The organism is Stakelama saccharophila (genome assembly GCF_032229225.1).
GTDB lineage: Bacteria > Pseudomonadota > Alphaproteobacteria > Sphingomonadales > Sphingomonadaceae > Sphingomonas > Sphingomonas saccharophila.
The window spans coordinates 1,631,441-1,655,709 of the sequence record NZ_CP135076.1 but is presented as its reverse complement, the minus strand read 5'-3'; the positions used below and the strand labels follow the sequence as shown (position 1 = coordinate 1,655,709).

The following is a 24,269-nucleotide window of genomic DNA, read 5'->3' as shown; positions in this document are numbered from 1 at the left end:
GATGACGCGAAGCGGGCCGAAGGTTCAGGGAGGAGGAAGACCCCGTTCGAACGGTCAGTCGCCGAACTGCGCCCGAATGGAGAAGGTGAAGCGCGTGTCGTTGATGAACCAGTTGCGCGGCCGCTTCAGCAGTTCGTCGTTGATGACATATTGCGTCTCGGAGATCGAGTTGGTCAGGTTCACCGCCTGGAATCCCATGCGGATATTATCCGTCACGGCATAGAAGATCGACGCGTCGAGCTGGCCATAGGCTTCGTTGAACACCGGCGAGTTCGGTACGATCACGTCCCGCGTCGTCAGGAGGTTGCGCGAGCGCCACGAATAGGCCGCCCGAATTTCCAGCCCGTTTCGAGAATAAAAGGGCGTCACGTTGAACTGATATTTCGACAGGCCCTCGAGCGGCAATTTGCTGGTGTCGACCGACACCAGATTACCGTCCGCGACATTCGGATCGTCGGGATCGATCGAACTGTTCGAGACCCCCGAGGAGTCCACATAAGTGAAGTTCGCCGACAGACCGAGACCGGACAATATGCCCGGCAGGAAATCATAGGTCTGCTGATAGGCGAGTTCCAGACCGTTGATCTTGCCGACATCGTCGGAATTCAACGGCGTCGTCACGATCGCGTCGAACGTTTCGCCGTTGTTGGTGAAGCTCTGCCGCTCCGTCGACGTCGTCGCGACGTTATACAGGTCCTTGTGGAACAGCGACAATGTTAGCTGTCCGACATCGGAGAAATACCATTCGGCCGTAGCATCGTAATTGTGCGCCACCACGGGCTTCAAATTCGGGTTGCCGATCTGAAAGATGCCGATCGGCCCGTTATTCGACAGCACGACCTGGTCGTCCGTATTCAAGGCTACGTTGTAATAGTTGCGCGTATCGTCAAAATCCGGTGGTGCGATGGCCCGGTTGATCGCAAGCCGGAACTGCAATCCGCCGCCCACGGACAGCTTCGCGTTCAGACTCGGAAGCAGATAGTCATAGCTAAGATCGCTCGTCGTCGCAGTTGTCGCACCATTCTGAAAGCGATTTACCGCATCGATAAGTTCAGGACCGTAAGAGCAGATCGGACGCGGCGGAGTACCGTCATCCGCCTCCTCGCACGTGACGGTGTTTTGTGGAAAGGACAGGAAGCCGCTCGCCCTTCTGTCGGTATGAACATACCGAAACCCGACATTGCCCGACAGGTCCCACCCGTTGTTGAAGTCGTGGTCCCAGCTCGCCTGAACGTATGCGGCATGCGTCCGCTCGTGAATGGGATTGACCTCTCCCGGCAGGAACGGCGTACCGTCCAGCGTATCGCAACGTTGCGCCACCGGCACCCAGTTTTGGGGACATCCATCAAGCAGCCGGTCTCGCCATTCGTCGCCGATCGCGAGCCCGGCCTGGCTTGCCGCATCATAATCCAGCACCAGGTCGGACGGAGCAAACAATCGACCGCCGTGCGATGCGTCGTTGGCCTGACCGCGGAAGAAGTTGTCGTAGAAGAACGCTTCCTGCGGTCCCGGGCTCCCGCCAGCGCTGTTCGGGTCGCCGTCTACGGACTCATCGAACCAGACCGGACCCGAGCCACCCCAGATTTCGCTCAGGGCACCCCAGTTATAGCTGGTCGACTTGGAGACGTTCTTGCGATCGGAAAAGCGATAACCAGCGCGGAGCGATTCCAGCCACGGATCGTCCGGAAAGGCATAATCCAGATCGATCCGGGCAGCATCCTCATTGCCCTTGCTCTGCTCGATATGGTCCATCGCGGAGCGGTAGAAGCTGTTATACGGATCGAGATAGCTATCGTGCGCCTCGTCGAAATACGGCGTCGTTTCGTTCCCGATCGGCAGGAAGTCGACGGTCGCCGGATCATCCCCGTGCATGTGGATCTCGGCGTTCTGGAACGTCGATCCCCAGATCGTCATGTCATAGACGTCGACGAAGGAATCGACGTGCTGATAATCGAGGTTGACCGCGAGGCGGTCCGTCGCATTCCATTTGATGTTGGCGCTATAGTCGCTGGTGACGAACCGGCCGTTATTGCCGCGGGAGATGTTGTTGCTCTGCAATCCGTTTTCCGGCGCCCGCGGATTGTCGCCGGCGCGATAACCGTTCGGCGCCGTGATGATGCCGTCGGTAAAGACGTTGTCGTCATCATATGCGAATTCCGTTCCCGGATAGGGCTGGGCATCGCCGTTTGAAAGGACGTTGTCGGTCGCGACCTCGATCGAGTGTTCGGTCCAGGTCTGGCGCGAATCCGAACGCAGGAATTGGAACGTCGCGTTCAGCGACTCGTCGGGGCTGCGATATTGCAGTGCGGCCGAATAGCCATAGCGCGTTCGATCGAATTCCTGGCTGCGCTGCGCTGCACCGCGCGGCAGGTACATCGTCGTTCCGGGTATCGGCTCCCCGTCGTCGTATGTCGCACCGGGCTGATACAGGACACCGTCGTTTCCGAGCAGACGCTCGCCCCAGTTGGAAATCTGCACGCTGTCGGCGCGCGATACGACCTCGCTGCGAACGAAACTGGCGAGCACGCCGAACTCGCCGATGCCGGTATCCCACCGGTCGCTCACCAGCGCCGACACCGTCGGGGCGGAATTGTCGACGAAATCGCCATAATTGATCTCCGCCGTGCCGGCGACCACCAGCCCGTCGGCGTCGAAGGGCTTGCGCGTACGCAGGTTGACGGTGCCGGCGATGCCGCCCTCGATCATCTCGGCCGACGGGCTCTTGAACACGTCGACCCCGCCGAGAAGCTCCGACGGAACGTCCGCGAAGCTCAGACCGCGCTGATTGTTGGCGGAAAAGGTGTCGCGCCCGTTGAGCTCCGAACGCGTATAGGTAAGCCCGCGGATGACGACTCCCGAACCTTCGGTCGAGAAGTGATCCGGGTCGACCCCGGCCTCGAAATGGCTGATCGAAACGCCCGGTACGCGCTGCAGCGCCTCGGTCACCGAACGGTCCGGCAACGCGCCGATATCTTCCGCCGTGATCGAATCGCCCACCACATCGGAGTTGCGCTTCAGCGCCTGAGCGCTCTTCAGGCTGCTGCGAATGCCGGTGACGACGATCTCGTTGACCGGCTGGTCCGTCTGGGGCTCCGTCGCGGCGCTGTCGGTCGGCGCCACGCCCCCATTATCCTGATCCTCGTCCTGATCGCCCGTCTGCGGTCGGCTGCTGTCCTGCTGTCCCGCGCTCTGGTTCCGAGGACTTCCATGCGGTGCCGCGGCCATTGCAGGCGCGGCCGCCATGCACAGCGCCAGGGACGACGCCCCTCCCAACAGGCGAATCGTGAAACGGCGCTCGAGAAATGTGGACGCCAGAATGGCTTGTGGCTTGGCCATATACCCCCTCCCATGTTGTTAGCGCTATCAAGTGCGCCTTGCTTTACCGAGTTTGTTATACAAGCCATGGTGGCGACGCAAGAAGCTTTTGTGTAACTGTCGTTTTACGAAGGAATCCGCGTTTTGCGGTGCATTCGACATTTGCGCAGATCGTGGCGTAATGAGAACGCTAACGAATAAAAGTTCAGCCGGCCGGCGATCGCCACGTTCGTCCGCGCCGACAAGGGAGAGCGATGTCGCACGAAGCCGACGACCCCAACCGTATCCGCCATATCGTAATCGTCGGCGGCGGCACGGCCGGCTGGATGGCCGGTGCGTGCCTGAGCCGTCTGCTGGGACCGGCCGGTATTTCCGTCACGCTGATCGAATCGGATGCGATCGGCACTGTCGGCGTTGGCGAGGCCACGATTCCTCCCATCGTAACGTTCCACCGCATGCTGGGTATCGATGAGAACGCGTTCCTCGACGCGACCGGCGGCAGCTTCAAGCTGGGGATCGAGTTCCGCGACTGGGCCCGGATCGGCGCTCACTATGTCCATGCGTTCGGCCGCTACGGGACCGACATGCATGGCGTCTCCTTTTCGGCGTTCTGGCAGCGGTTGCACCTTGCAGGCGAAGCCGATCCGCTGGATGCCTATTCGCTGCAGGCGCGCGCCGGCCGGCAGGGCCGTTTCATGCACCCGATCGACAATGGTAATTCCCCACTGTCGCAGATCACCTACGCCTATCATTTCGAGGCAGGACGCTATGCCGCTTTTCTGCGGCGGTTCGCGGAGCGACATGGTCTCGTGCGGCGTGAAGGACGGATCGTCGACGCCGTGCGTGACGGCGGAAGCGGTCATATCGAGTCGGTCGTCCTCGATGACGGCAGCCGGGTAGCCGGCGACTTCTTCATCGATTGCTCCGGATTTCGCGGGCTGCTGATCCAGCAGGCACTCGGCGCGAACCATATCGACTGGTCGCGGTGGTTGCCGTGCGATCGGGCCGTCACCGTGCCGACGGAAGCAACGAAGATCCTACCCAGCCTTACCCGAGCCACCGCGCGGCCGGCCGGCTGGCAATGGCGCATCCCGTTGCAGCACCGAACCGGCCACGGCCATGTGTTCTGCAGCGATCACATGAGCGAGGACGAAGCGACGGCCATGTTGCTGGACGGCCTCGACGGCACGGCGCTCGCTGCGCCGCGCACCCTTTCCTTCCGCACCGGCCGGCGCGATCGCTTCTGGATCGGCAATTGCGTCGCCCTGGGCCTTGCCTCCGGGTTTTTGGAGCCGCTCGAATCGACCGGCATCTGGCTGATCCAGAGCGGACTGGCCAGGTTGCTCAACCTGTTCCCCGACAAGCGCTTCGATCCCGCCGTCGCGGACCGGTACAATCGGCTGATGGCGCGCGACTACGAACAGGTGCGCGACTTCCTGATCTGCCACTATCACGTCACCGATCGCACAGATTCGGAATTCTGGCGCCGGTGCCGCGCCATGGACGTTCCGCATAGCGTGAGCGAGAAGATCGCCCTTTTCCGGGACCGCGGCCGGACCTTTCGCGACGACGACGAACTCTTCAACGCGACGAGCTGGTTCGCCCTGCTGCAGGGACAGGATGTCGCCGCGACGGGATACGATCCCATGGCCAACGTCCTGACGATCGAAGAGACGCGCAACCGCCTCGCGCACATCCGAAGCACCATCGACATCTGTCTGGGCCATATGCCCGATCATCGTCGCTATCTGGAGGAGCATTGCACGCCATGACCCTGTTTTCGGCAGTCGCCCTGACCCTGGCCGCCGCATCACCGGGCGCGGCCGCCGCGCCCGACGTGCATCTGAACCAGCTCGGCTTCATCCCGGACGGGCCGAAGCGGATCATCGTCGCCGATCCGGCCGATCGACCGCTCGCCTGGACCGTCCGCGCAAAGGACGGCAGTGTCGCCGCACGCGGGAAAAGCATGTCCGGCCGCGCCGACGCCGCTTCGGGCGACCATGTCCATTTGATCGCGCTCGACCGGGTCTTGCCTGTCGGACGCTACCGGCTGGAGGTCGAAGGCCACGCACCCCAGTCCTTTGCCGTCACCCGCGATCCCTATTCCCCGCTCGCCGGCGCCGCGCTCAACTATTTCTACCAGACGCGCGCCGGCATCCCCATCGAGGCGCGCTATGCCGGCGGAGCGAAATGGGCGCGGCCGGCCGGGCATCCGCACGAAGTCGTCTCCTGCTTCGCCGGCACCGATCAACGCGGCACCGACTGGCCGGGATGCGATTACCGCCTGGACGTGACCGGCGGATGGTACGACGCCGGCGACCAGGGCAAATATGTCGTGAACGGCGGCATCACACTCTGGACGCTCCAGAACCTCTATGAACGCGCTCGCGCATCCGGCGAGGCGCCACCGTTTGCGGACGGCACCGCCCGCCTGCCCGAGGCCGGCAACGGGGCAAACGATCTGCTGGACGAGGCCCGGTGGGAAATGGCCTTTCTGCTGTCGATGCAGATACCGGAGGGCGAGGCCGCGACGGTGCCGACGGTCGATCAGCCGGATGCGGGGCCTCTGCGCCTGCGCACCATCGATGCCGGCGGGATGGTCCACCACAAGGTTGCGGACCGGCAATGGACTCCGCTCCCCACCCCTCCCGCCCGGGACGATCAGCCCCGCGCGCTCTATCCGGTCAGCACCGCAGCCACGCTCAACCTCGCGGCGACCGCTGCGCAATGCGCCCGCATCCGGCGCAAGACGGATCCCGATTTCGCCGATCGCTGCCTCGCCGCCGCGCGGCGCGCCTTCGCCGCCGCCTTGCGGCATCCAGACATATATGCGCCGGAAAGCTTCACGGGCAGCGGCAGCTATGGCGACCGGCATCTCGACGACGAATTCTACTGGGCGGCAGCGGAACTCTATGCCACGACGGGCGAGCCAGCCTACGCGAAGGTGCTCGATCGCCTCGATGCGGCAGCGGCGTCCCTCGACGCGCCGAGCTGGGGCGACGTGGCGGCGCTGGGCGCGATCACGCTGGCCCTGAACGGCGACACGGCGAGCGCCAGGCGAGCCGAGGCCGCGCAAACCCGCATCATCGCGGCAGCCGACCGCTTTCTCGCGGACGAAGCGCAATCCGGCTACCACATCCCTTATGCCACGCTGCGCTATCCCTGGGGGTCGAACTCGACCATCCTCAACCGTGCGCTGATGCTGGCACTGGCGGCGGACTTTACCGGCGACGAAAAATATCGGGCCGGCGTGATCGACGCGATGGACTACATCCTCGGCCGCAACCCCCTCGACCAGTCTTATGTCAGCGGGTTCGGCACCCGGCCGATGGAGCGGCCGCATCACCGGTTCTGGGCGCATTCGCTGGACGCCGATCTTCCACCGCCGCCGCCCGGCGTGCTCTCGGGCGGCCCCAATTCCACCAGCATGGGCGATCCGGTGGCCGAAACGATGCGCGGCACGTGTGCGCCGATGCGCTGCTGGCGCGATGATCCACGCGCGTTCACCATGAACGAAGTCGCGATCAACTGGAATGCGCCACTGCTCTGGATCGCATCCTATCTCACGCCGTCGGCAGGAGAATAGCCGCCGCGCCCGCGCCGCAATCAGCCCTCCTGGTGCAGCGACCCCATGACATAGGCGCGAAGCTGCTTCGTCCGCTCCGCGCTCGGCGGGCCGAGCACCCCGCGGATGAAATCGGGCAGATGGTCGGCCGCGCGATCGGCATTGGCGCCGAAGACATAATGATCGAACCAGCTACGCCACGCCGTTTTCTCCGCATGTGGCAGGTCACGCACGCTCATCATGGCGTGGACCAGCGCGACGAAGGGAGACGGCAGTTCGGCATCGTCGCGCCAATAGTTCACCAGCACGTTGATCGCGCCGAACGCACGCACATGATGCCACCACAGCGACGGAATGAAGAGCGCGTCGCCCGGCTCCAGCTCCGCCACCTGCGCATGTTTCAAGGCGTCGGAAAAACGGGGATAACGGGTCAGATCCGGTGCGTCCGGATCGACCATGCTGGCCGGCGGTCCCGCAATCGTGCGGTCGATCGGCCCGATATAGAGATTCGCGATCTGATCCGGGGGGAACAGCGTGAACCGGCGCTTGCCCGCGACCACACACGCTATATTGGGCGACCGGTCGTAATGCGTCGCGACCTGGGTGGCATTGCCTACCCACAGCCGCGCGGGGCCGCCGGGATCGAATGCCAGTCGGTTTTCCTCCGCCCAACCCGGCAGATGCTCGTCGGCGGTGGCGGCATTGGCATAGAGTGCGGGAGGGGCGGACTGATCGGCGATGCGCAGCAATTCGACCATCAGGCGCCGCAGGGGAATTTGCTCCCGCTTGAAATTGAGCCCCCGCATGTCGTCGCGATAGAAGAAACGCCCGCCGATCTCCGGCGGCCCGACCAGGGTCTCCGCCGGCGCTCCCCCGGCAAAACGGGCGACATAGTCCGCAAGCGCACGGTGGCCACCCCTTCCCGCCGCGACCGCCGGCCAGGCGGCAACCTGTCCGCGCAGCACCACCGGCGCCGACCGGGTTGCGATCCCCTCGGCAAACTCATGCGCGTCGACCGCTTCGCGCTCGATGACACGACGATCCGTTGGCGCTATCACATCGGCAAACACGCGCGCACGTTAGGACGCAGCCGCTCCGTTGCCAAGTTTCACGAAGTCAGCGGGCGCATCGCACTGCTTGCGAGGTACGCATGCTGTCGTTATTGGTAGCGCTAACGACGATAAGGAGAGGGGTTTCATGGGGCGCTTAGCGGCAATCGCGCTGACCATGTTCGCGGCGTTCCTGGTTCCCGTCGCCGCAAATGCGCGGCCGGAACGGCATTGGATCGCAAGCTGGGCATCGGCGCAGCAGATCCCCGAATCCCATAATGCGCTCGATTCGGCACAGTTGACCGACGCCACGCTGCGACAGATCGTCCATCTGTCCGCCGGCGGCGCCCGGCTCCGCATCCGGCTGAGCAATCTCCATGGCAGCGAGCCGCTGACCATCGACGCGGCGCACGCCGCGCGCGCGATACGATCCGGCCATCCGGCGATCCTGCCCGACACCGATACGCCGCTGCACTTCGGCGGCGCGTCGAGCGTGACCATTCCCGCCGGCGAAGAAGTGTTTTCCGATCCGGTCACCCTGTCGATGCTGCCGGGAAGCGACCTCGCCGTCAGCATCTACCTCGCCCGTCCCCCGGCGCGCCAGACCAGCCATCCCGGCGCGCGCGCGACATCCTATCTCGTCCACGGCAATCATGTGGGCGACGAAACGCTCACCGATCCGGCGACGACCGAGCATTGGTTCCAGCTATCCGCGGTCGACGTCGCGGCCGCGCCCGGCGCCGCGACGATCGTGGCCATCGGCGATTCCATCACGGACGGCCATGGCAGCGGCACCGATCGCAATACCCGCTGGCCGGATTATCTCGCCGGACGGGTCCGCCGCATTGCGGGACAGCGGCAATTGGGGGTTGTGAATACCGGCATCGGCGGCAACCGTGTTCTTGAATACGGTCTCGGCCCCAAGATGGTCGAGCGGTTCCACCGGGACACGGCGGGCCTGAGCGGCGCTAGATATGTCATCATGCTCGAAGGCGTAAACGATCTCGGCGTACTCACCCGCGACCGGGCCGTGCCGCAATCTCGGCACGACGCGATGGTGCGCGACATCGTTGCGGCCTATCGCGAGGTCGCCGCGGATGCGCACGCCGCCGGGCTGAAGATGATCGCCGGAACGATCATGCCGTTCGCCGGGAACGACTATTACCACCCCGGCCCCGCCACCGAGGCGGACCGGCAGAAGATCAACGCCTTTATCCGCACGAGCGACATCTTCGACGCCGTCGTCGATTTCGACGCGGTGATGCGCGATCCCGAACGCCCCGACCGCCTGAACCCGGCCTATGACTCGGGTGACGGCCTCCATCCGTCCGACCGCGGCTACCGGGCCATGGCCGCAGCGATCCCCCTGTCCCTGTTTGCGGAACCGGAGATCGCGAAGCCGGATCGGCCGGCCATCGCCGTCACCTTCGACGACCTTCCCGCACACGGGCCGCTACCGCCGGGCGTCGATCGCCTCGACGTGGTGAACGACATTATCGCCGCGCTGAAGGCGCATGGCGTCCGCAAGCCGCACGGGTTTCTGAACGGCGGTTTCGGCATCGACGATCCGCAGTCTCCCGGCGTGGTGGCGGCATGGCGTTCCGCCGGCTTTCCGCTCGGCAATCACAGCTATTCGCACTGGAACCTCGCCGAAAAGCCCCTTGCGGCGTTTCAGCAGGACGTTCTGCGCAACGAATCGGTCCTGGCGGCGGCTACCGGAAACAGTGATTGGCACTGGTTCCGCTATCCCTTTCTGAGCGAAGGCGACACACCGGATCGCCGCGGGGCCTTTCGCGACTTTCTGCGCAGGCGCGGCTACCGGGTGGCCGCGGTCACGATGAGTTTCGGCGACTATGCGTGGAATCCCGCTTATGCCCGGTGCAGGGCCAAGGGTGACGATACAGCCGTTGCGGCGCTGGAGCGATCCTATCTCGATGCTGCCCGTGCGGAAGCGGAATATGAGCGCCGGGCCGCGCAGGCCGCACTGGGACGGGACATCCCTTATATTCTCTTGATGCACCTCGGTGCGTTCGACGCCCATATGCTGCCGCGGTTGCTGGATCTCTATGAACAGATGGGGTTTCGGTTCACGTCGCTGGCGGCGGCGGAACGGGATCCCTTCTACCGTAGCGCCGTCGACCTGCGCCTGCCGGGGCCCAGCGCGACCCTGAGCGCGGCCGTGGCCGATCGCGCTATCACCCTCCCGGCGCCGCCGCACCCCGACCTTTCCGGCACATGTGCCGGATGAGCATTAATCAGACATTGCATGCGGCCAGCGCGCGCGGCATGACGGTAACGCTACCAAGCAAGAATGGAAGAGGCGCATGAAAAGGGATTCGGAGAGTTTGCTCGAGGCTTTGCCCTCGGACTGGAAACAGGCGCGGCTGCTGGGCCGGATTGATCGCGGCGACGGTCCGCTGCCGGTGCTGGTGGAGGCTGGCGAGGTTTTCGACATGTCCGGCGTGGCCCCCACCGTTTCCATGCTCGTCGCCGATGCTGCCTGCGACGCCGTGCACGGGCGGTCGCTGGGGCCGCTCGATGGACTGTCGCTCTCGGCAGAACGCGACGCTACCCCGCGAATCCTCAGCCCGGTCGATCTGCAATGCGTGAAGGCATCAGGCGTCACCTTCGCCGTTTCCGCGCTGGAGCGGGTGATCGAAGAACGCGCTCGCGGCGACGCGGCCCGAGCGGCAGCCGTGCGTGAAGGGCTGGAGGCGCGTATCGGCGGCAGTATCGGCACCATCGTTCCCGGTTCGGAAGAAGCCGCCGCGCTGAAAGCCGCGCTGATCGAAGACGGGATGTGGTCGCAATATCTGGAGGTCGCGATCGGCCCGGACGCGGAGATCTTCACCAAATGTCCCTCCATGTCGACGGTCGGATGGGGCGCGGATATCGGCGTCCGGTCCGATTCCACCTGGAACAATCCCGAGCCCGAAGTCGCCCTCGTCGCCGGGCCGGACGGCAAGGCCGTGGGCGCGGTCCTCGGCAACGACGTCAACCTGCGCGATTTCGAGGGGCGCTCGGCGCTGCTGCTCGGCAAGGCCAAGGACAACAACGCCTCCGCCTCGCTCGGCCCGTTCATTCGGTTGTTCGACGACGATTTCACCATGGACGACGTGCGTGGCAGCGAAATCACGCTGCGCATCGATGGTCCGGACGGATATGCGCTGGACGGCCGCAGTTCGATGAACCAGATCAGCCGCGACCCGGAAGACCTCATGCGCCAGGCGATGAGCGAGCATCACTATCCCGACGGATTCGTTCTCTATCTGGGAACGCTGTTCGCGCCGACGCAAGATCGCGACCAACCGGGGCGCGGGTTCACGCACAAGATCGGCGACGTCGTGCGCATCGCCACGCCCAGGCTGGGGACGCTCGTCAACCAGGTGACGACGTCGAAGCAGGCCGAACCCTGGTCGTTCGGCACTGGCGCGCTCATCCGCAATCTCGCCGCCCGCGGGCTCATCACGGCCTGATCGCGGCCACCCCAAAGATCCAAGAAAAAATGTCGGAGAATCATCGCGTGTTGCAAGAAACGAAAGCCGAGGAACGGCGCGCCGTCTATCCCAGTCTGAAGGACAAGCGCGTGGTCGTTACCGGCGGTGGCTCCGGCATCGGCAAAGCCTTCGTGGAAGGTTTCGTCGGGCAGGGCGCGCGGGTCGCGTTTCTCGACATCGCGGCGGAGGATTCCGGCAAGCTGGTCGAGCGGCTCGCACCGGAGGCGGCGCACGTGCCGCAATTCCATGAGGTCGACCTTCGCGATCTGGCGCTGCTGCAATCGACCCTTGCCGGGATCGAGCGCGATTTCGGCGGGATCGACGTCGTCGTCAACAACGCCGCGAACGACGATCGACACAAGATGGAGGACGTGACGCCCGAATATTGGGACGAACGCATCGCCACCAATCTGCGCCACCTGTTCTTCACCTCGCAGGCGGCCGTGCCGTCGATGAAACGGTCGGGCGGCGGCGTCATCCTGAACCTTGGTTCCATCTCCTGGCACCTCGCCCTGCCGGATATCGTCCTCTATCAAACGTCGAAGGCCGGCATCGAGGGGATGACACGGGCGCTCGCCCGCGACCTCGGCGTGCACAATATCCGCGTGAACACGATTATTCCGGGCGGTATCAAGACGCCGCGCCAGGACGCGCTGTGGCATGACGACGGGGAAACACAGCGCATCCTCGATCAGCAATGCCTGAAGGAGCGCGTGCTGCCGGCCGATGTCGCGGCAATGGCCCTCTTCCTTGCGTCCGATGATGCGCGTATGTGCACCGGCCATGGATATTTTGTCGATGCAGGCTGGCGCTGAACATGGATAAACAGGCGACCAGCATCCGCACCGTTGGCGCCACGCTGGGCGAAGGGCCGGTCTGGGTCGCCCGCGAGGAAGCGCTCTATTTCGTCGATATCAAGGCGCCGTGCGTCTATCGCTTTCGCCCCGAGGACGGCGGGCTGGACCGGTGGGATGCGCCGGCGCAGGTCGGCTGGATCCTGCCTGCCACCGGCGGCGCCTTTCTCGCCGGCCTGCAGACGGGGCTCCACCGCTTCGATCCCGCGACCGGCGCGTTCAATTTCCTCGTCAAGGTAGAGGATCGCGCCGGCAACCGGCTGAACGACGCCGCGGCCGATGCGACGGGCAGGGTCTGGTTCGGCTCGATGGATAATGAAGAGCGCGACCCCACGGGGCGACTTTATTGCTGGGATGCCGGCAAGATCACCGATACCGGCGCCGAACAGATCGTTATCACCAACGGTCCGGCCATAGCGCCCGATCAGCGCACGCTTTATGCCGTCGACACCGTCGGACGCCGCGTCAACGCACACGAAATGCGCGACGACGGTACGCTGGGCGCGGGACGCGTCTTCGTCGACCTCGCCGATGTGGAGGGCAATCCCGACGGCGCGATCGCCGATGCCGAGGGCGGCGTCTGGGTGTGCTTCTTCGGCGGCTGGGCGGCGCGGCGCTATGCGCCCGACGGCACCTGCACCGATACCGTGCGCTTTCCCGCGGCGAATATCACGAAAATGGCCCTGGGCGGCCCCGACGGGCGTACCGCATATGCGACCAGCGCGCGCAAGGGGTTGCGCGAAGCGCAACTCGCCGAACAGGGCGATGCCGGCGACCTTTTCACGTTCCGGGTGGACGTGCCGGGCGTACCGGTAAAGGACATCACGCTTTAACAATCAGGCGGCGGCCAGCGCGCCATTTGGGGAGGAACCGGTGGAAACAGCTCAGCAGCAGGAGCGCGTGAACGGCAGGCTCGTCGCGCTCATCGTCATCGTCGCCACCATTGGCGGCTTCATGTTCGGATACGATTCCGGCGTGATCAACGGCACGCAGGACGGCCTGAGACAGACGTTCGGCCTGGGCGAGGTCGGGCTGGGCATTTCCGTCGCAGCGCTGCTGCCGGGCTGCGCCTTCGGTGCCTTCATCGCCGGCCGGCTGGCGGATGCGATGGGGCGCCGCGCGGTCATGATGCTGTCGGCGCTCGTCTTCATCCTCAGCGCGCTCGCCGCCGGCGCCGCGCCCAATGACTGGCTGTTCGTCATCACCCGCTTCATCGCCGGCCTCGCGGTCGGCGCCGCCAGCGTGCTGTCGCCGGTCTATATCTCGGAAGTCACGCCGGCCAATGTGCGCGGTCGCCTCGCCAGTATCCAGCAGGTGATGATCATCGGCGGCCTGACCGGCGCATTCCTCGTCAATTACTGGCTGGCGGCAACCGCGGGCGCCTCGACCGCAGAGTTCTGGCTGGGCTATCCGGCCTGGCGCTGGATGTTCTGGGCACAGGTCATTCCCGCGGGCATCTATCTCGTCACCCTGCTGCTCATCCCCGACAGCCCGCGCTATCTGGTGATGAAGGAGCGCCACGACGAAGCCGAACAGGTCATGGCCCGCATCATGGGCCCGGCCGTGGCCGCGAAGAAGGTGGCGGAAATCCGCGCATCGCTCGCCGCCGACCATCACCGTCCGCGGCTGTCCGACCTGATGGACAGGACGACCGGCCGTGTGCGCCGGATCGTGTGGGCCGGTATCGGCCTCGCCGTTTTCCAGCAGCTCGTCGGCATCAACGTCGTCTTCTATTACGGCGCGGTGCTGTGGCAGTCGGTCGGCTTCAGCGAAAGCGACGCGCTGCAGATCAACATCCTGTCGGGCACGCTGTCGATCCTGGCGTGTATCTTCACGATCTTCACCATCGACAAGATCGGCCGCAAGCCGCTGCTCCTGATCGGTTCGGCCGGCATGGCGGTGACGCTGGCGGTCGTCGCCCTGTGCTTCTCGACCGGCTCGCTGATCGACGGTCAGTTGCAGCTTTCCGACAATTACGGCCTGATCGCGCTGATTTCGGCCAATCTCTATGTCATCTTCTTCAACGCGAGCTGGGGTCCGGTGATGTGGGTGATGCTGGGCGAGATGTTCCCGAACCAAATTCGCGGCTCGGGGCTCGCCGTCTCGGGCTTCGCGCAATGGGGTGCGAACTTCGCGATTTCGGTCAGCTTCCCGGCGATGGCGGCCGGGATCGGCCTGCCGATCACCTACGGCTTCTATGCCGCGGCCGCCTTCGTCTCCTTCTTCTTCGTCAAGGCGATGATCAACGAAACTCGCGGCCGCGAGCTGGAGGACATGGAGGGCTGATCCCTCCGCCGACGGCGACAACAAAAAGGGCGGGCGACGGCATCACCGTCGCCCGCCTCTTTTCTTGGGCCGGGGCGCTGTCGTTCCGTCGGCGCGGACGGCGAACGGCCCGGCCATGACGCCGATGAAGCCGCCGGCGGTGCGGGTGCTCAGGATGGTGGATCCTGCACCTCGCCAAGCGCGCCAGCCCCCTCGCCCGTCGCACGGGCAGCACGAACGCGCCGCGTCAGTGGTTGTGCCGCGGCGTCTTGGCCGCGACGCCGCGATATTTCAGCGCGAAGTCGAGCACGCCGCCTCGATCGAGTTGCCCCGTCTTCTCGCGAAACAATTCCTCCCAGGGTGTATGGCTGTCGGGCACGGGCGGCGCCGGTTCCTCGCGCTTGCGCCGTGCAATCTCGTCTTCCTCCACCAGCGCGTTGCAGGTGCCGGCATTCAGGTCGATGCGGATGACATCACCGTCGCGCAACCAGGAAAGCCCGCCGCCGACCGCGCTTTCCGGCGAGATGTTGAGAATGGACGGACTGTCCGACGTACCCGATTGCCGCCCGTCGCCGAGCGTCGGCAGCGTCAGGACACCCTTGCGGATCAGCGCGTCGGGCGGCTGCATGTTCACCACCTCGGCCGATCCCGGCCAGCCGATCGGCCCGGCGCCGCGAATGACGAGGATGCAATTCTCGTCGATAGCGAGCGCGGGGTCGTTGATCCGGTGGTGATAATCGTCCGATCCGTCGAAGACGACCGCGCGCGCTTCGAACGCATTCTCTTCACCGGGCCGCGACAGATAGCGTTCGCGGAAATCGTCGGCGATTACCGACGTTTTCAGGATGCCGAAATCGAACAGATTGCCGCGAAGCACCAGATAGCCGGCCTTGTCCATCAGCGGCTGCGCCACCGTGCGGATCATCTCGCGGTCCTTGGTCTCGCGCCCGGCGATATTCTCAGCCACCGTCCGCCCGGTGATGGTCAGGCAGTCGCCGTTCAGCTTGCCGGCCTTCGCCAGCTCGAACAATATCGCCGGCACCCCACCCGCGCGGTGAAACCGCTCGCCCAGATACTGGCCCGCCGGCTGCATGTTCAGGATCAGCGGAATGTCATAGCCGTGCTCGGTCCAGTCGTCGGCGCGCAAGTCGACCCCGGCATGGGCCGCCATCGCCATGATGTGCGGTTGTGCGTTGCTCGACCCGCCGACGGCGCTGACGAGCCGTATCGCGTTCAGGAACGCGTCGCGCGTCAGCACGTGCGACGGCCGCAGGTCCTCATAGGCCATGTCGACGATGCGTCGGCCGGTTTCATAGGCCATCTGCCCGCGCTCGCGATACGGCGCAGGGATCGCGGAACAACCGGGCAGCGACAGGCCCAGCGCTTCGGCCACCGCGTTCATCGTCGACGCCGTGCCCATCGTGTTGCAATGGCCCGCCGACGGCGCGCTGCACGTTGCGCGGCGAAGAAATTCCTCCTGGTCGATCTCACCCGCGGCCAGTTTGCGCCGCGACCGCCAGATCACGGTGCCCGAACCGACCAGCTCGCCGTCATGCCAGCCGTCGAGCATCGGTCCGCCCGACAGCACGATGGCCGGAATATCGACGGTCGACGCCGCCATGATGCCGGACGGAGTCGTCTTGTCGCAGCCGGTGGTCAAGACCACCGCGTCGATGGGATAGCCGTACAGCGTCTCGACCAGCGTCATATATGCCAGATTGCGGTCGATCGCGGCCGTCGGCCGGCGGCAATTCTCAAAGATCGGAATGGTCGGGAATTCCATCGGAATGCCGCCCGCATCGCGGATTCCCTCGCGCACGCGCCGCGCCAGGTCGACATGAATGCGGTTGCACGGGCTGAGGTCGCTGCCCGTCTGCGCGATGCCGATAATGGGCCGGCCCGATCGCAATTCCTCCGGCGTCAGCCCATAGTTCATGAAGCGCTCCAGGTAGAGCGCGGTCATGTCGGAACGCTCGGGATCGGCGAACCAGTCGCGTGAACGAAACGGCTTTTCGGGGGTGCGGGTCACGGATCTCTCCCGGTTTGCGGCATGGTCGCTCCCACACCGCGCGATCGTCATGGGAGCGCTATCAACACCGCCGCGCCCTGGCAAGCTATGCCGCACCGGCGAACTACGCGCTCAGCAGACGGCCTCCGGGCCGGCGGCGCGGTGCCGCATCGGATTGGCGGCGGACGAGCGTATAATCGACCTGAAGATGCCGGATCGCCTGTTTCGGCGCTTTCGGCTTCGCCCGCAACGTCGATACGATCAGTTCCACCGCCGCGCGCGACATGTCGGCGATCGGTTGATGGATGGTCGTCAATTCCGGCCAGATCGCCGTTGCGAGCGCGGTATCGTCGAAGCCGCACACGGTCAGGTCCCCCGGCACGTCGATCCCCTTGCGGTGGGCGACCGCCACCGAGGCTGCGGCCATGTCGTCGTTGCTGGCGAAGATGGCCGTGGGCGGCACCTCCTGATCCAGCAAGGTCTCGGCGGCATCGAGACCGGAACGATAGGAGAAGAAACCCTGTGCGATCAGCTTGTCGTCGCGCGCGATCCCCGCTTCCTCCAGCGCGGACAGATATCCGTCGAGCCGCTGGCCGCTGGCGGTCTGCTTCGGGCTGCCGATGATGAAGCCGATCCGCTGATGGCCCAGGTTGATGAGGTGGCGCGTCATCGCACGGGCCGCCGCCTGCTCGTCGATGCTGACGGCGTGAAGCTCCGCGACCGGCCGCCCCGCGCCGACCGAGACGGCCGGAACCTTCTCATCAATCAGGATCTGCAGCAGGTCCGGCGAATCGCACAATGGCGACGGCAGGATCATGCCATCGATCCCGGTCTTGATCAGATGCTCCGCCACCTCGATCTCATGGTCGCCAATATCGCATTTCTCGACGATCAACTGCACGTCGCTGCGGCTAGCCTGGTCGAGGCTGCCGACCAGGAATTCACTCAAATAGGCGGCGGACGGGTTGCTGTAGAGCAGCGCGACCCGCCGCTGTCCCGCGCCCGCCAGGCTGCGAGCGGCGGGATTGGGCGAATAGTTCAACCGCGCGATCGCTTCGTTCACCGCCTCGCGCGTGGTCTCGCGTACGTTGGAATCGGCGTTGATGACGCGCGACACCGTCATCGGCGACACGCCCGCCAGCTTGGCGACATCGGAAATCGTCGGCGCCGTTCCCTGCCGCCCGGCGACGTTGCGGCGCTTGCGCGGCGAGGTGGCCATAGTGCAGCTCCTTCAAATAGCGTCGCCGTCCGCCCGATGCGTGTTTCGGCGGACGGCGCACTATTTCCTTGCATCAGCAATACCCGGCTAGTCCAGCATCCGTTGGAATTTTTCCAGGATGCCAACGCCCCAACATCCCGCCGCGGCGGCGGCCGGCTGCCGCTTCGCCGGGCCCTATTGACAAGGCCCGCTCCCGCCTAGATTGATAGCGCTATCAATAATGGTCGTCGCTAGCGACCGAATTATCCGGGAATATGCCGGGAGGGAGGGGAAAGATGCCGTACTCGAAATATAACTGCCTGTTATCCCGCATCGCGCTGTCCGCGCTACTCGTCACGACCGCCTCCGGCGCGGCAGCGGTAGCAACAACCGCTCCCGTTCCCGCCGCGCAGGCGGAACGCCATCAGGCGCCGCTCTATAAGGACGCATCCGCTCCCGTGGCGGCGCGGGTCGACGATCTGCTGTCGCGCATGACGCTGGAGGAAAAGGTCGCCCAGATCATGACGGTCTGGGGCGGCAAGGAAAAGATCTTCGACGACGACCTGCAGTTCGATCCCGCAAAGATGGCGAAGGTCTTCCCGCACAATATCGGCCAGGTCGCCCGCCCGTCGGACGCCAAGGGGCCGATCAGCCCGCGCGAGCTGCCCGGCCGCGATGTTCGCCGGACAATCAAGCTCGTCAACGCCATGCAGCGTTACGCGGTGACGAAGACGCGCCTCGGCATCCCCATCCTGTTCCACGAAGAGGGGCTGCATGGCTATGCCGCGCTCGGCGCGACCAGCTTTCCGCAGGCGATCGCCCTCGCCTCGTCCTGGGACCCCGATCTCGTCCGTCGCGTCAATGCCGTGACCGCGCGCGAGATCCGCGCCCGCGGCGTCAGCCTGGCGCTGTCGCCCGTGGTCGACATCGCCCGCGACCCGCGCTGGGGCCGGATCGAGGAAACCTTCGGCGAGGATCCGTATCTGGTCGGCGAAATGGGCGTCGCCGCGGTCGAGGGCTTGCAGGGCAAGGGGCACGAGCGCGCCCTTCAACCCGGAAAGGTTTTCGCCACGCTCAAGCACCTCACCGGCCACGGCCAGCCGCAGAGCGGCAACAATGTCGGCCCCGCCCCCATTTCCGAACGTGAATTGCGCGAATATTTTTTCCCGCCGTTCGAAGAGGTTGTGAAGCGTACCGGTATCGAGGCGGTAATGGCCTCGTACAACGAGATCGACGGTGTGCCGTCGCATGCCAACAAATGGCTGCTGCAGGACGTTTTGCGCGGCGAGTGGGGATTCCAGGGGGCGATCGTCTCCGACTATGATGCCATCGCCCAGCTCATGCGCCTGCATCATGTCGCCGGCAGCCTGGAGGACGCGGCGAAGCTCGCGCTCGACGCCGGCGTCGACAGCGATCTGCCCGATGGCGAGGCCTATCGGTTGCTGGTCGACATGGTCCGCCAGGGCAAGGTGCGGCAGTCGCAGGTCGACGAGGCGGTGCGCAAGATGCTGGCGCTGAAATTCCGCGCCGGTCTGTTCGAGCATCCCTATGCCGATCCGGAGGCGGCGGTTGCAATCACCAACAACGCAGAGGCGCGCGCGCTTGCCCGCACCGCCGCGCAGAAGTCCGTCGTCCTTCTGAAGAATGACGGCATGCTGCCGCTGAAGCCCGAGGGAAAGATCGCCGTCATCGGCCCCAATGCGAATGTCGCGCGGCTGGGCGGTTATTACGGCATCCCGCCGCACACCGTCTCCATCCTTGACGGCATCAGGGCGAAGGCCGGCGACAAGGCCGATATCGTCTTCGCCAAGGGCGTGAAGATCACCAGGAACGACGACTGGTGGGCGGACAAGGTCGAACTGGCCGATCCGGCCGAGAACCGCCGCCTGATCCAGGAGGCGGTGGAAGCCGCGCGCGGCGTCGACCGCATCGTCCTGTGCATCGGCGGCAATGAGCAGACCAGCCGCGAAGGCTGGGCCGACAGCCATCTGGGCGACCGCACCGATCTGAAGATGGTGGGGCAGCAGCAGGAACTGTTCGACGCCCTGAAGGCGCTCGGCAAACCCATCACCGTGGTGCTGATCAACGGCAAGCCGCTCGCCACCGAAAAGGTCGCCGACGAAGCGAACGCGCTGGTCGAGGGCTGGTATCTCGGCGAGCAGGGCGGCAATGCGATGGCTGACATCCTGTTCGGCGACGCCAATCCGGGCGGCAAGCTGCCGGTCACGATCGCGCGCAGTGTCGGCCAGTTGCCGATCTATTACGATCACAAGCCGTCGGCGCATCGCGGCTATCTGTTCTCCAGCGAAAAGCCGCTCTTTCCCTTCGGCTACGGGCTCAGCTATTCGACCTTCGCACTCTCCGCGCCCCGCCTGTCGCAACAGACGATCGGCGTCGGCGGCTCGGTCGACGTGGCGGTCGACATCACCAATACCAGCGACCGTACCGGCGACGAGGTGGTGCAGCTCTATATCCGCGATCAGGTCAGTTCGGTGACGCAACCGGTGAAGAAACTGCGCGGGTTCCGCCGGGTGACGCTGAAGCCGGGCGAGAAGCGCACCGTCACCTTCACCCTGACGCCGCATGATCTGGAATTGTGGAACATCGATATGGACCGGGTGGTCGAACCCGGCGACTTCACGATCATGACCGGATCGGACTCGGTCGACCTGAAAGAAGCGACGCTGACCGTGACGGGCTGAAAGCCGGCACCACCTCGTATCGTCTGTCATCGACCACCTTCCGGGAGAATGCGATGAAACGGAACTGGACCCGCCGCGAAGGACTTGCCGCGCTGATCGGGCTTGCCGCCGGCGCTTGCAGCGGCGGCGGCGGCGGCATGGCGACGCCGGCGGCCCCCAGCCCCACGCGATCCCCTGGGCCCGCGCCGACTCCCACGGCATCGCTCAACCAGGCCGCGCGCAAGCGCAACATGCGCTTCGGCTCGGCTTATGCGTGGAGCCCGCCGGGCGCCGACGCCGGATCGTTCGCCAATCCGGATTATGCCGCGCTGCTGGAACGCGATTGCGGCATCCTGGTGCCCGAGAACGAGATGAAGTGGCAGGCGGTCCGCCCCAGCGCGACGACCTTCGACTTCGATCGGTTCGACGCCATGATGGACTATGCCACCCGGCAAGGCCTCGCGGTACGCGGCCATAATCTGTTGTGGCACCAACCGAAATGGATGCCTGCCTGGGAACGCAATCACGACTTCGGTCCGGACCCGAAAGCCGAAGGCAAGCGGCTCCTGATCGAGCATATCCGCACCGTGATGGGCCGCTACAAGGACCGGATCCATAGCTGGGATGTCGTCAACGAAGCCGTCAGCAATCAAGACGGTACGCTCTACACCACTGCCCTGTCCGATGCGATCGGCAGCGCGGAGGCGACGCTCGACCTCGCCTTTCGCACCGCGCGCGAGGAAAGCCCCGACGCGCAGCTCGTCTATAACGACTATATGAGCTGGGAGCCGGACAACGCCGAACATCGCGCGGGCGTGCTGAAGCTGCTGAAGGGTTTTCGGGACCGCGGGGTGCCGGTCGATGTCCTGGGCGTACAATCGCATATCGGCATCTTCGAAGATCGGCCGGTCGACCAGCTTGCAGCGGACTACACGCCCGAATGGCGGGACTTTCTCGATCGGGTGACGGGCATGGGCTATGACCTCGTGATCACCGAACTGGACGTGCGCGGCGATGCCCTTCCCGCCGATGTCACCGCGCGGGATCGTGCGATGGCCGATTATGCACACGCCTATCTGGACGTGATGTTCGCCTATCCGCAGCTCCGCGACGTCCTCGTCTGGGGGATGTGCGACAAATATAGCTGGCTGCAGAATCGGGACCCCCGCGCCGATGGTCGCCCCAAGCGCCCCTGCCCCTATGACGCCAGCTTCCGGGTCAAGCCGCTACGCGGCGCGATCGCCGACGCTTTCGCGCGGCCTCGGCAAGCCAGATCCTGAATTCTCGCGTGAAATGATAGCGCTCTCAGGACATATGATTATGGTAAGGCGCGAAACGCCGGAGTCGGTTAACAGGAGAGAAGCCGGATGAAGCGCCACGGACCCATGTGGATGACGTTGATGGGCGCGATGATCGCCGCCGCCCCCCTCGCAGCGCAGCAGAAGGACGTCGCCAAGGCCGAAGAAGCCGGCGTCGCCCATCCCGATCTCTGGCCGGAGGCGCAAAGCCCCGGGCTGGTCGATTCCGAGACCGAGGCGTTCATCACCGATCTGATGGACCGCATGAGCGTGCGCGAAAAGGTCGGTCAGATGATCCAGGGCGACATCGGCTCGATCAAGCCGGAAGACCTGCGTGAATATCCGGTCGGCAGCATCCTCGCCGGCGGCAGTTCGCCGCCGCTGAACGCGCCGGATCGTTCCGGCCCGAAACCCTGGCTGGAAACGTCGCGTGCCTTCAACGAGGTCGCGCTGGAAGAGCGCGAGGGCCATGTCCCCATTCCGCTGATGTTCGGCATCGACGCCGTACACGGCAACAGCAATATCGTCGGCGCCACCCTGTTCCCGCACAATGTCGGCCTGGGCGCGATGCACGATCCGGCGCTGATACGCCGCATCGGCAAGGCGACGGCGGAGGAGACCGCCGCCGCTGGCATCGACTGGGCGTTCGGTCCGACACTCGCCGTGCCACAGGACGAACGCTGGGGCCGCGCTTATGAAGGCTATTCGGAAGATCCGGACGTCGTGCGATCCTATGCCGGTCAGATGGTTCTCGGCCTGCAGGGCGAACCCGGCAAGGGCACGATCCAGAACGGTCGCGTGGCGGCGTCCGCCAAACACTTTCTGGGCGATGGCGGCACAAAGGACGGCATCGACCAGGGCGATGCCGATATCCCTGAATCCGAACTGATCCGCATCCACAATGCCGGCTATCCCGCCGCGATCGAGGCCGGCGTGAAGACCGTCATGGCATCGTTCAGCAGTTGGCAGGGCGTCAAGATGCACGGCAACAAGTCGCTGCTGACGGGCGTGCTGAAGGGCCGCATGGGCTTCGACGGCTTCGTCGTCGGCGACTGGAACGGCCACGGCCAGGTCGAAGGCTGCACCAAGACCAACTGCCCCGTCACCTTCAACGCCGGGCTCGACATGGCCATGGCGGCCGATAGCTGGAAGGGGCTGTTCGACAACACCGTGGCCCAGGTGAAGTCCGGCCGCATCCCGATGGCGCGCGTCGACGACGCCGTTCGCCGCATCCTCCGCGTCAAGGCGAAGCTCGGCCTGTTCAACCATGCCCGCCCCTATGAAGGCCGGTTCCGGCTCATCGGCTCGCCCGAGCACCGGGCCATCGCGCGCGAGGCGGTGCGCAAATCACTCGTGCTGCTGAAAAACGACGGCGTGCTGCCGGTGAAGTCGAGCGCGGACGTGCTGGTCGCCGGCCCCGGCGCCGATGACATCAGCATGCAGTCGGGCGGCTGGACCCTTTCGTGGCAGGGCGACGGCAACACGCGCGAGGATTTCCCCAACGCCCAGTCCATCTATGGCGGCATCGCCGAGGCGATGAAGGCGGGCGGCGGCTCGGCCACCCTCAGCGTCGACGGCAGCTTCACGAAAAAACCCGACCTCGCCATCGTCGTCTTCGGCGAACAACCCTATGCCGAAATGCGCGGCGACGTACGCACGCTCGAATTCCAGCCCGGCGACAAGGAAGCGCTCGCGCTCCTGAAGAAACTGAAGGGTCAGGGCATCCGCACCGTCTCGGTCTTCCTCTCCGGCCGTCCGCTGTGGGTGAACCCCGAAATCAACCAGTCCGACGCCTTCGTCGCGGCCTGGCTTCCGGGCAGCGAGGGCGGCGGCGTCGCCGACGTGCTGATCGGCACGCCCGACGGCGCGCCGCGCGCCGACTTCACCGGCACCCTGTCCTTCAGTTGGCCGAAGACCGCCGGCCAGTTCACCCTCAACAAGGGCGAGCCCGGCTACGACCCGCTCTTCCCGCTCGGCTACGGATTGACCTATGGCGAGGACGGCCATCTGCCGCACCTTGGCGAGGTCGCCGGCGTCGATGCCAGCCTCGCCAATTCCAGCCTGTTCTTCGCCAAGGGCAAGGTGCCGGCCCCTTTCGCCGCCGCGGCCGAGGGTGTGCGGCAGCAGCCGACCGACAGCCAGGACGTGCAGGAAGGTGCGATCGCCCTCACCTGGCCCGCCGGCGCCGGCGGCACCTATCGCATCACGGGGCCGGAACTCGATCTGTCGCGGGAGACAAACGCCGATATCCTGTTGCAGATGATCTATCGCGTCGACACTGCCCCGACCGGCAAGGTGACTCTGGCCATGGGCGACGGATCGATCGATGTCACCCGATTGTTGGACAAATCGACCGGTGGCTGGCAGACGATGCGCGTACCACTCAAATGTCTGCGTAATCATGGCACGGACATCGAACATGTGCGTTCGCCCTTTGCCATCACCGCGCAGGGACCGTTCGCAATGTCGCTTTCCGATCTTCGGCTGGCGACGGACCCGGCGGGCGCGGCCTGCCCCGACTGACCACGATTTAACGGAG

The 24,269-nt window shown here is 65.1% G+C and carries 14 protein-coding genes; 10 read left to right on the top strand and 4 right to left on the bottom strand.

The window, feature by feature from the left end; all coding sequences use genetic code 11:
• Nucleotides 1–54: 54 nt before the first annotated feature.
• Entirely contained in the window at nt 55–3,336 is a 3,282-nt protein-coding gene (locus RPR59_RS07730) for a TonB-dependent receptor (RefSeq protein WP_313912749.1), read from the bottom strand.
• Nucleotides 3,337–3,569: 233 nt separating this feature from the next.
• Between RPR59_RS07730 and RPR59_RS07725 the strand changes: the two genes are divergently transcribed.
• Together RPR59_RS07725 and RPR59_RS07720 are read left to right on the top strand one after the other, a co-directional pair.
• Nucleotides 3,570–5,087, top strand: coding sequence for a tryptophan halogenase family protein (locus RPR59_RS07725; protein WP_313912747.1), 1,518 nt, complete (start codon nt 3,570–3,572; stop codon nt 5,085–5,087).
• Nucleotides 5,084–6,901 (top strand): glycoside hydrolase family 9 protein, encoded by a 1,818-nt coding sequence (locus tag RPR59_RS07720; RefSeq protein WP_313912745.1) that lies wholly within the window; start codon nt 5,084–5,086, stop codon nt 6,899–6,901. Before RPR59_RS07725 ends, RPR59_RS07720 begins: the two co-directional genes overlap by 4 nt.
• 20 nt (nt 6,902–6,921) lie before the next feature.
• On the opposite strand, the gene RPR59_RS07715 is transcribed toward RPR59_RS07720, so the two are convergent.
• The gene (locus RPR59_RS07715; protein WP_313912743.1) at nt 6,922–7,938 is read right to left on the bottom strand and encodes a cupin-like domain-containing protein; all 1,017 of its coding nucleotides are present in this window, start codon (nt 7,936–7,938) and stop codon (nt 6,922–6,924) included.
• Nucleotides 7,939–8,077: 139 nt separating this feature from the next.
• On the opposite strand from RPR59_RS07715, the gene RPR59_RS07710 reads away from it, so the two are divergent.
• The 5 genes from RPR59_RS07710 (at nt 8,078) to RPR59_RS07690 (ending at nt 14,566) form a co-directional block, all read left to right on the top strand.
• Nucleotides 8,078–10,177, top strand: a complete 2,100-nt coding sequence (locus RPR59_RS07710) for a GDSL-type esterase/lipase family protein (protein WP_313912741.1) — start codon at nt 8,078–8,080, stop codon at nt 10,175–10,177.
• 76 nt (nt 10,178–10,253) lie between these two features.
• Nucleotides 10,254–11,405, top strand: coding sequence for a fumarylacetoacetate hydrolase family protein (locus tag RPR59_RS07705; RefSeq protein WP_313912739.1), 1,152 nt, complete (start codon nt 10,254–10,256; stop codon nt 11,403–11,405).
• 47 nt (nt 11,406–11,452) lie between these two features.
• Nucleotides 11,453–12,241 (top strand): D-xylose 1-dehydrogenase, encoded by a 789-nt coding sequence (gene xylB / locus RPR59_RS07700; RefSeq protein WP_313912737.1) that lies wholly within the window; start codon nt 11,453–11,455, stop codon nt 12,239–12,241.
• 2 nt (nt 12,242–12,243) lie between these two features.
• A complete protein-coding gene (locus tag RPR59_RS07695; RefSeq protein WP_313912734.1) occupies nt 12,244–13,113 on the top strand; it encodes an SMP-30/gluconolactonase/LRE family protein in 870 nt (289 codons plus the stop codon).
• 40 nt (nt 13,114–13,153) lie between these two features.
• Nucleotides 13,154–14,566 carry a sugar porter family MFS transporter gene (locus RPR59_RS07690; protein WP_313912732.1) on the top strand — a complete coding sequence of 471 codons (1,413 nt, stop codon included), beginning with the start codon at nt 13,154–13,156 and terminating at the stop codon, nt 14,564–14,566.
• Nucleotides 14,567–14,792: 226 nt separating this feature from the next.
• On the opposite strand, the gene RPR59_RS07685 is transcribed toward RPR59_RS07690, so the two are convergent.
• Both RPR59_RS07685 and RPR59_RS07680 read right to left on the bottom strand, forming a co-directional pair.
• Nucleotides 14,793–16,625, bottom strand: coding sequence for an IlvD/Edd family dehydratase (locus RPR59_RS07685; RefSeq protein ID WP_313912730.1), 1,833 nt, complete (start codon nt 16,623–16,625; stop codon nt 14,793–14,795).
• Between the two features lie 52 nt (nt 16,626–16,677).
• The gene (locus RPR59_RS07680) at nt 16,678–17,772 is read right to left on the bottom strand and encodes a LacI family DNA-binding transcriptional regulator (RefSeq protein WP_313912728.1); all 1,095 of its coding nucleotides are present in this window, start codon (nt 17,770–17,772) and stop codon (nt 16,678–16,680) included.
• A 275-nt stretch (nt 17,773–18,047) separates the two neighbouring features.
• On the opposite strand from RPR59_RS07680, the gene RPR59_RS07675 reads away from it, so the two are divergent.
• The 3 genes from RPR59_RS07675 (at nt 18,048) to RPR59_RS07665 (ending at nt 24,253) form a co-directional block, all read left to right on the top strand.
• Nucleotides 18,048–20,453 (top strand): glycoside hydrolase family 3 N-terminal domain-containing protein, encoded by a 2,406-nt coding sequence (locus RPR59_RS07675; protein ID WP_313912726.1) that lies wholly within the window; start codon nt 18,048–18,050, stop codon nt 20,451–20,453.
• 53 nt (nt 20,454–20,506) lie between these two features.
• Nucleotides 20,507–21,712: an endo-1,4-beta-xylanase gene (locus tag RPR59_RS07670; RefSeq protein WP_313912724.1), complete on the top strand. Its 1,206-nt coding sequence runs from the start codon at nt 20,507–20,509 to the stop codon at nt 21,710–21,712.
• 87 nt (nt 21,713–21,799) lie between these two features.
• On the top strand, nt 21,800–24,253 hold the full coding sequence (locus tag RPR59_RS07665; protein WP_313912723.1) for a glycoside hydrolase family 3 protein: 2,454 nt from the start codon (nt 21,800–21,802) through the stop codon (nt 24,251–24,253).
• Nucleotides 24,254–24,269: the final 16 nt, after the last annotated feature.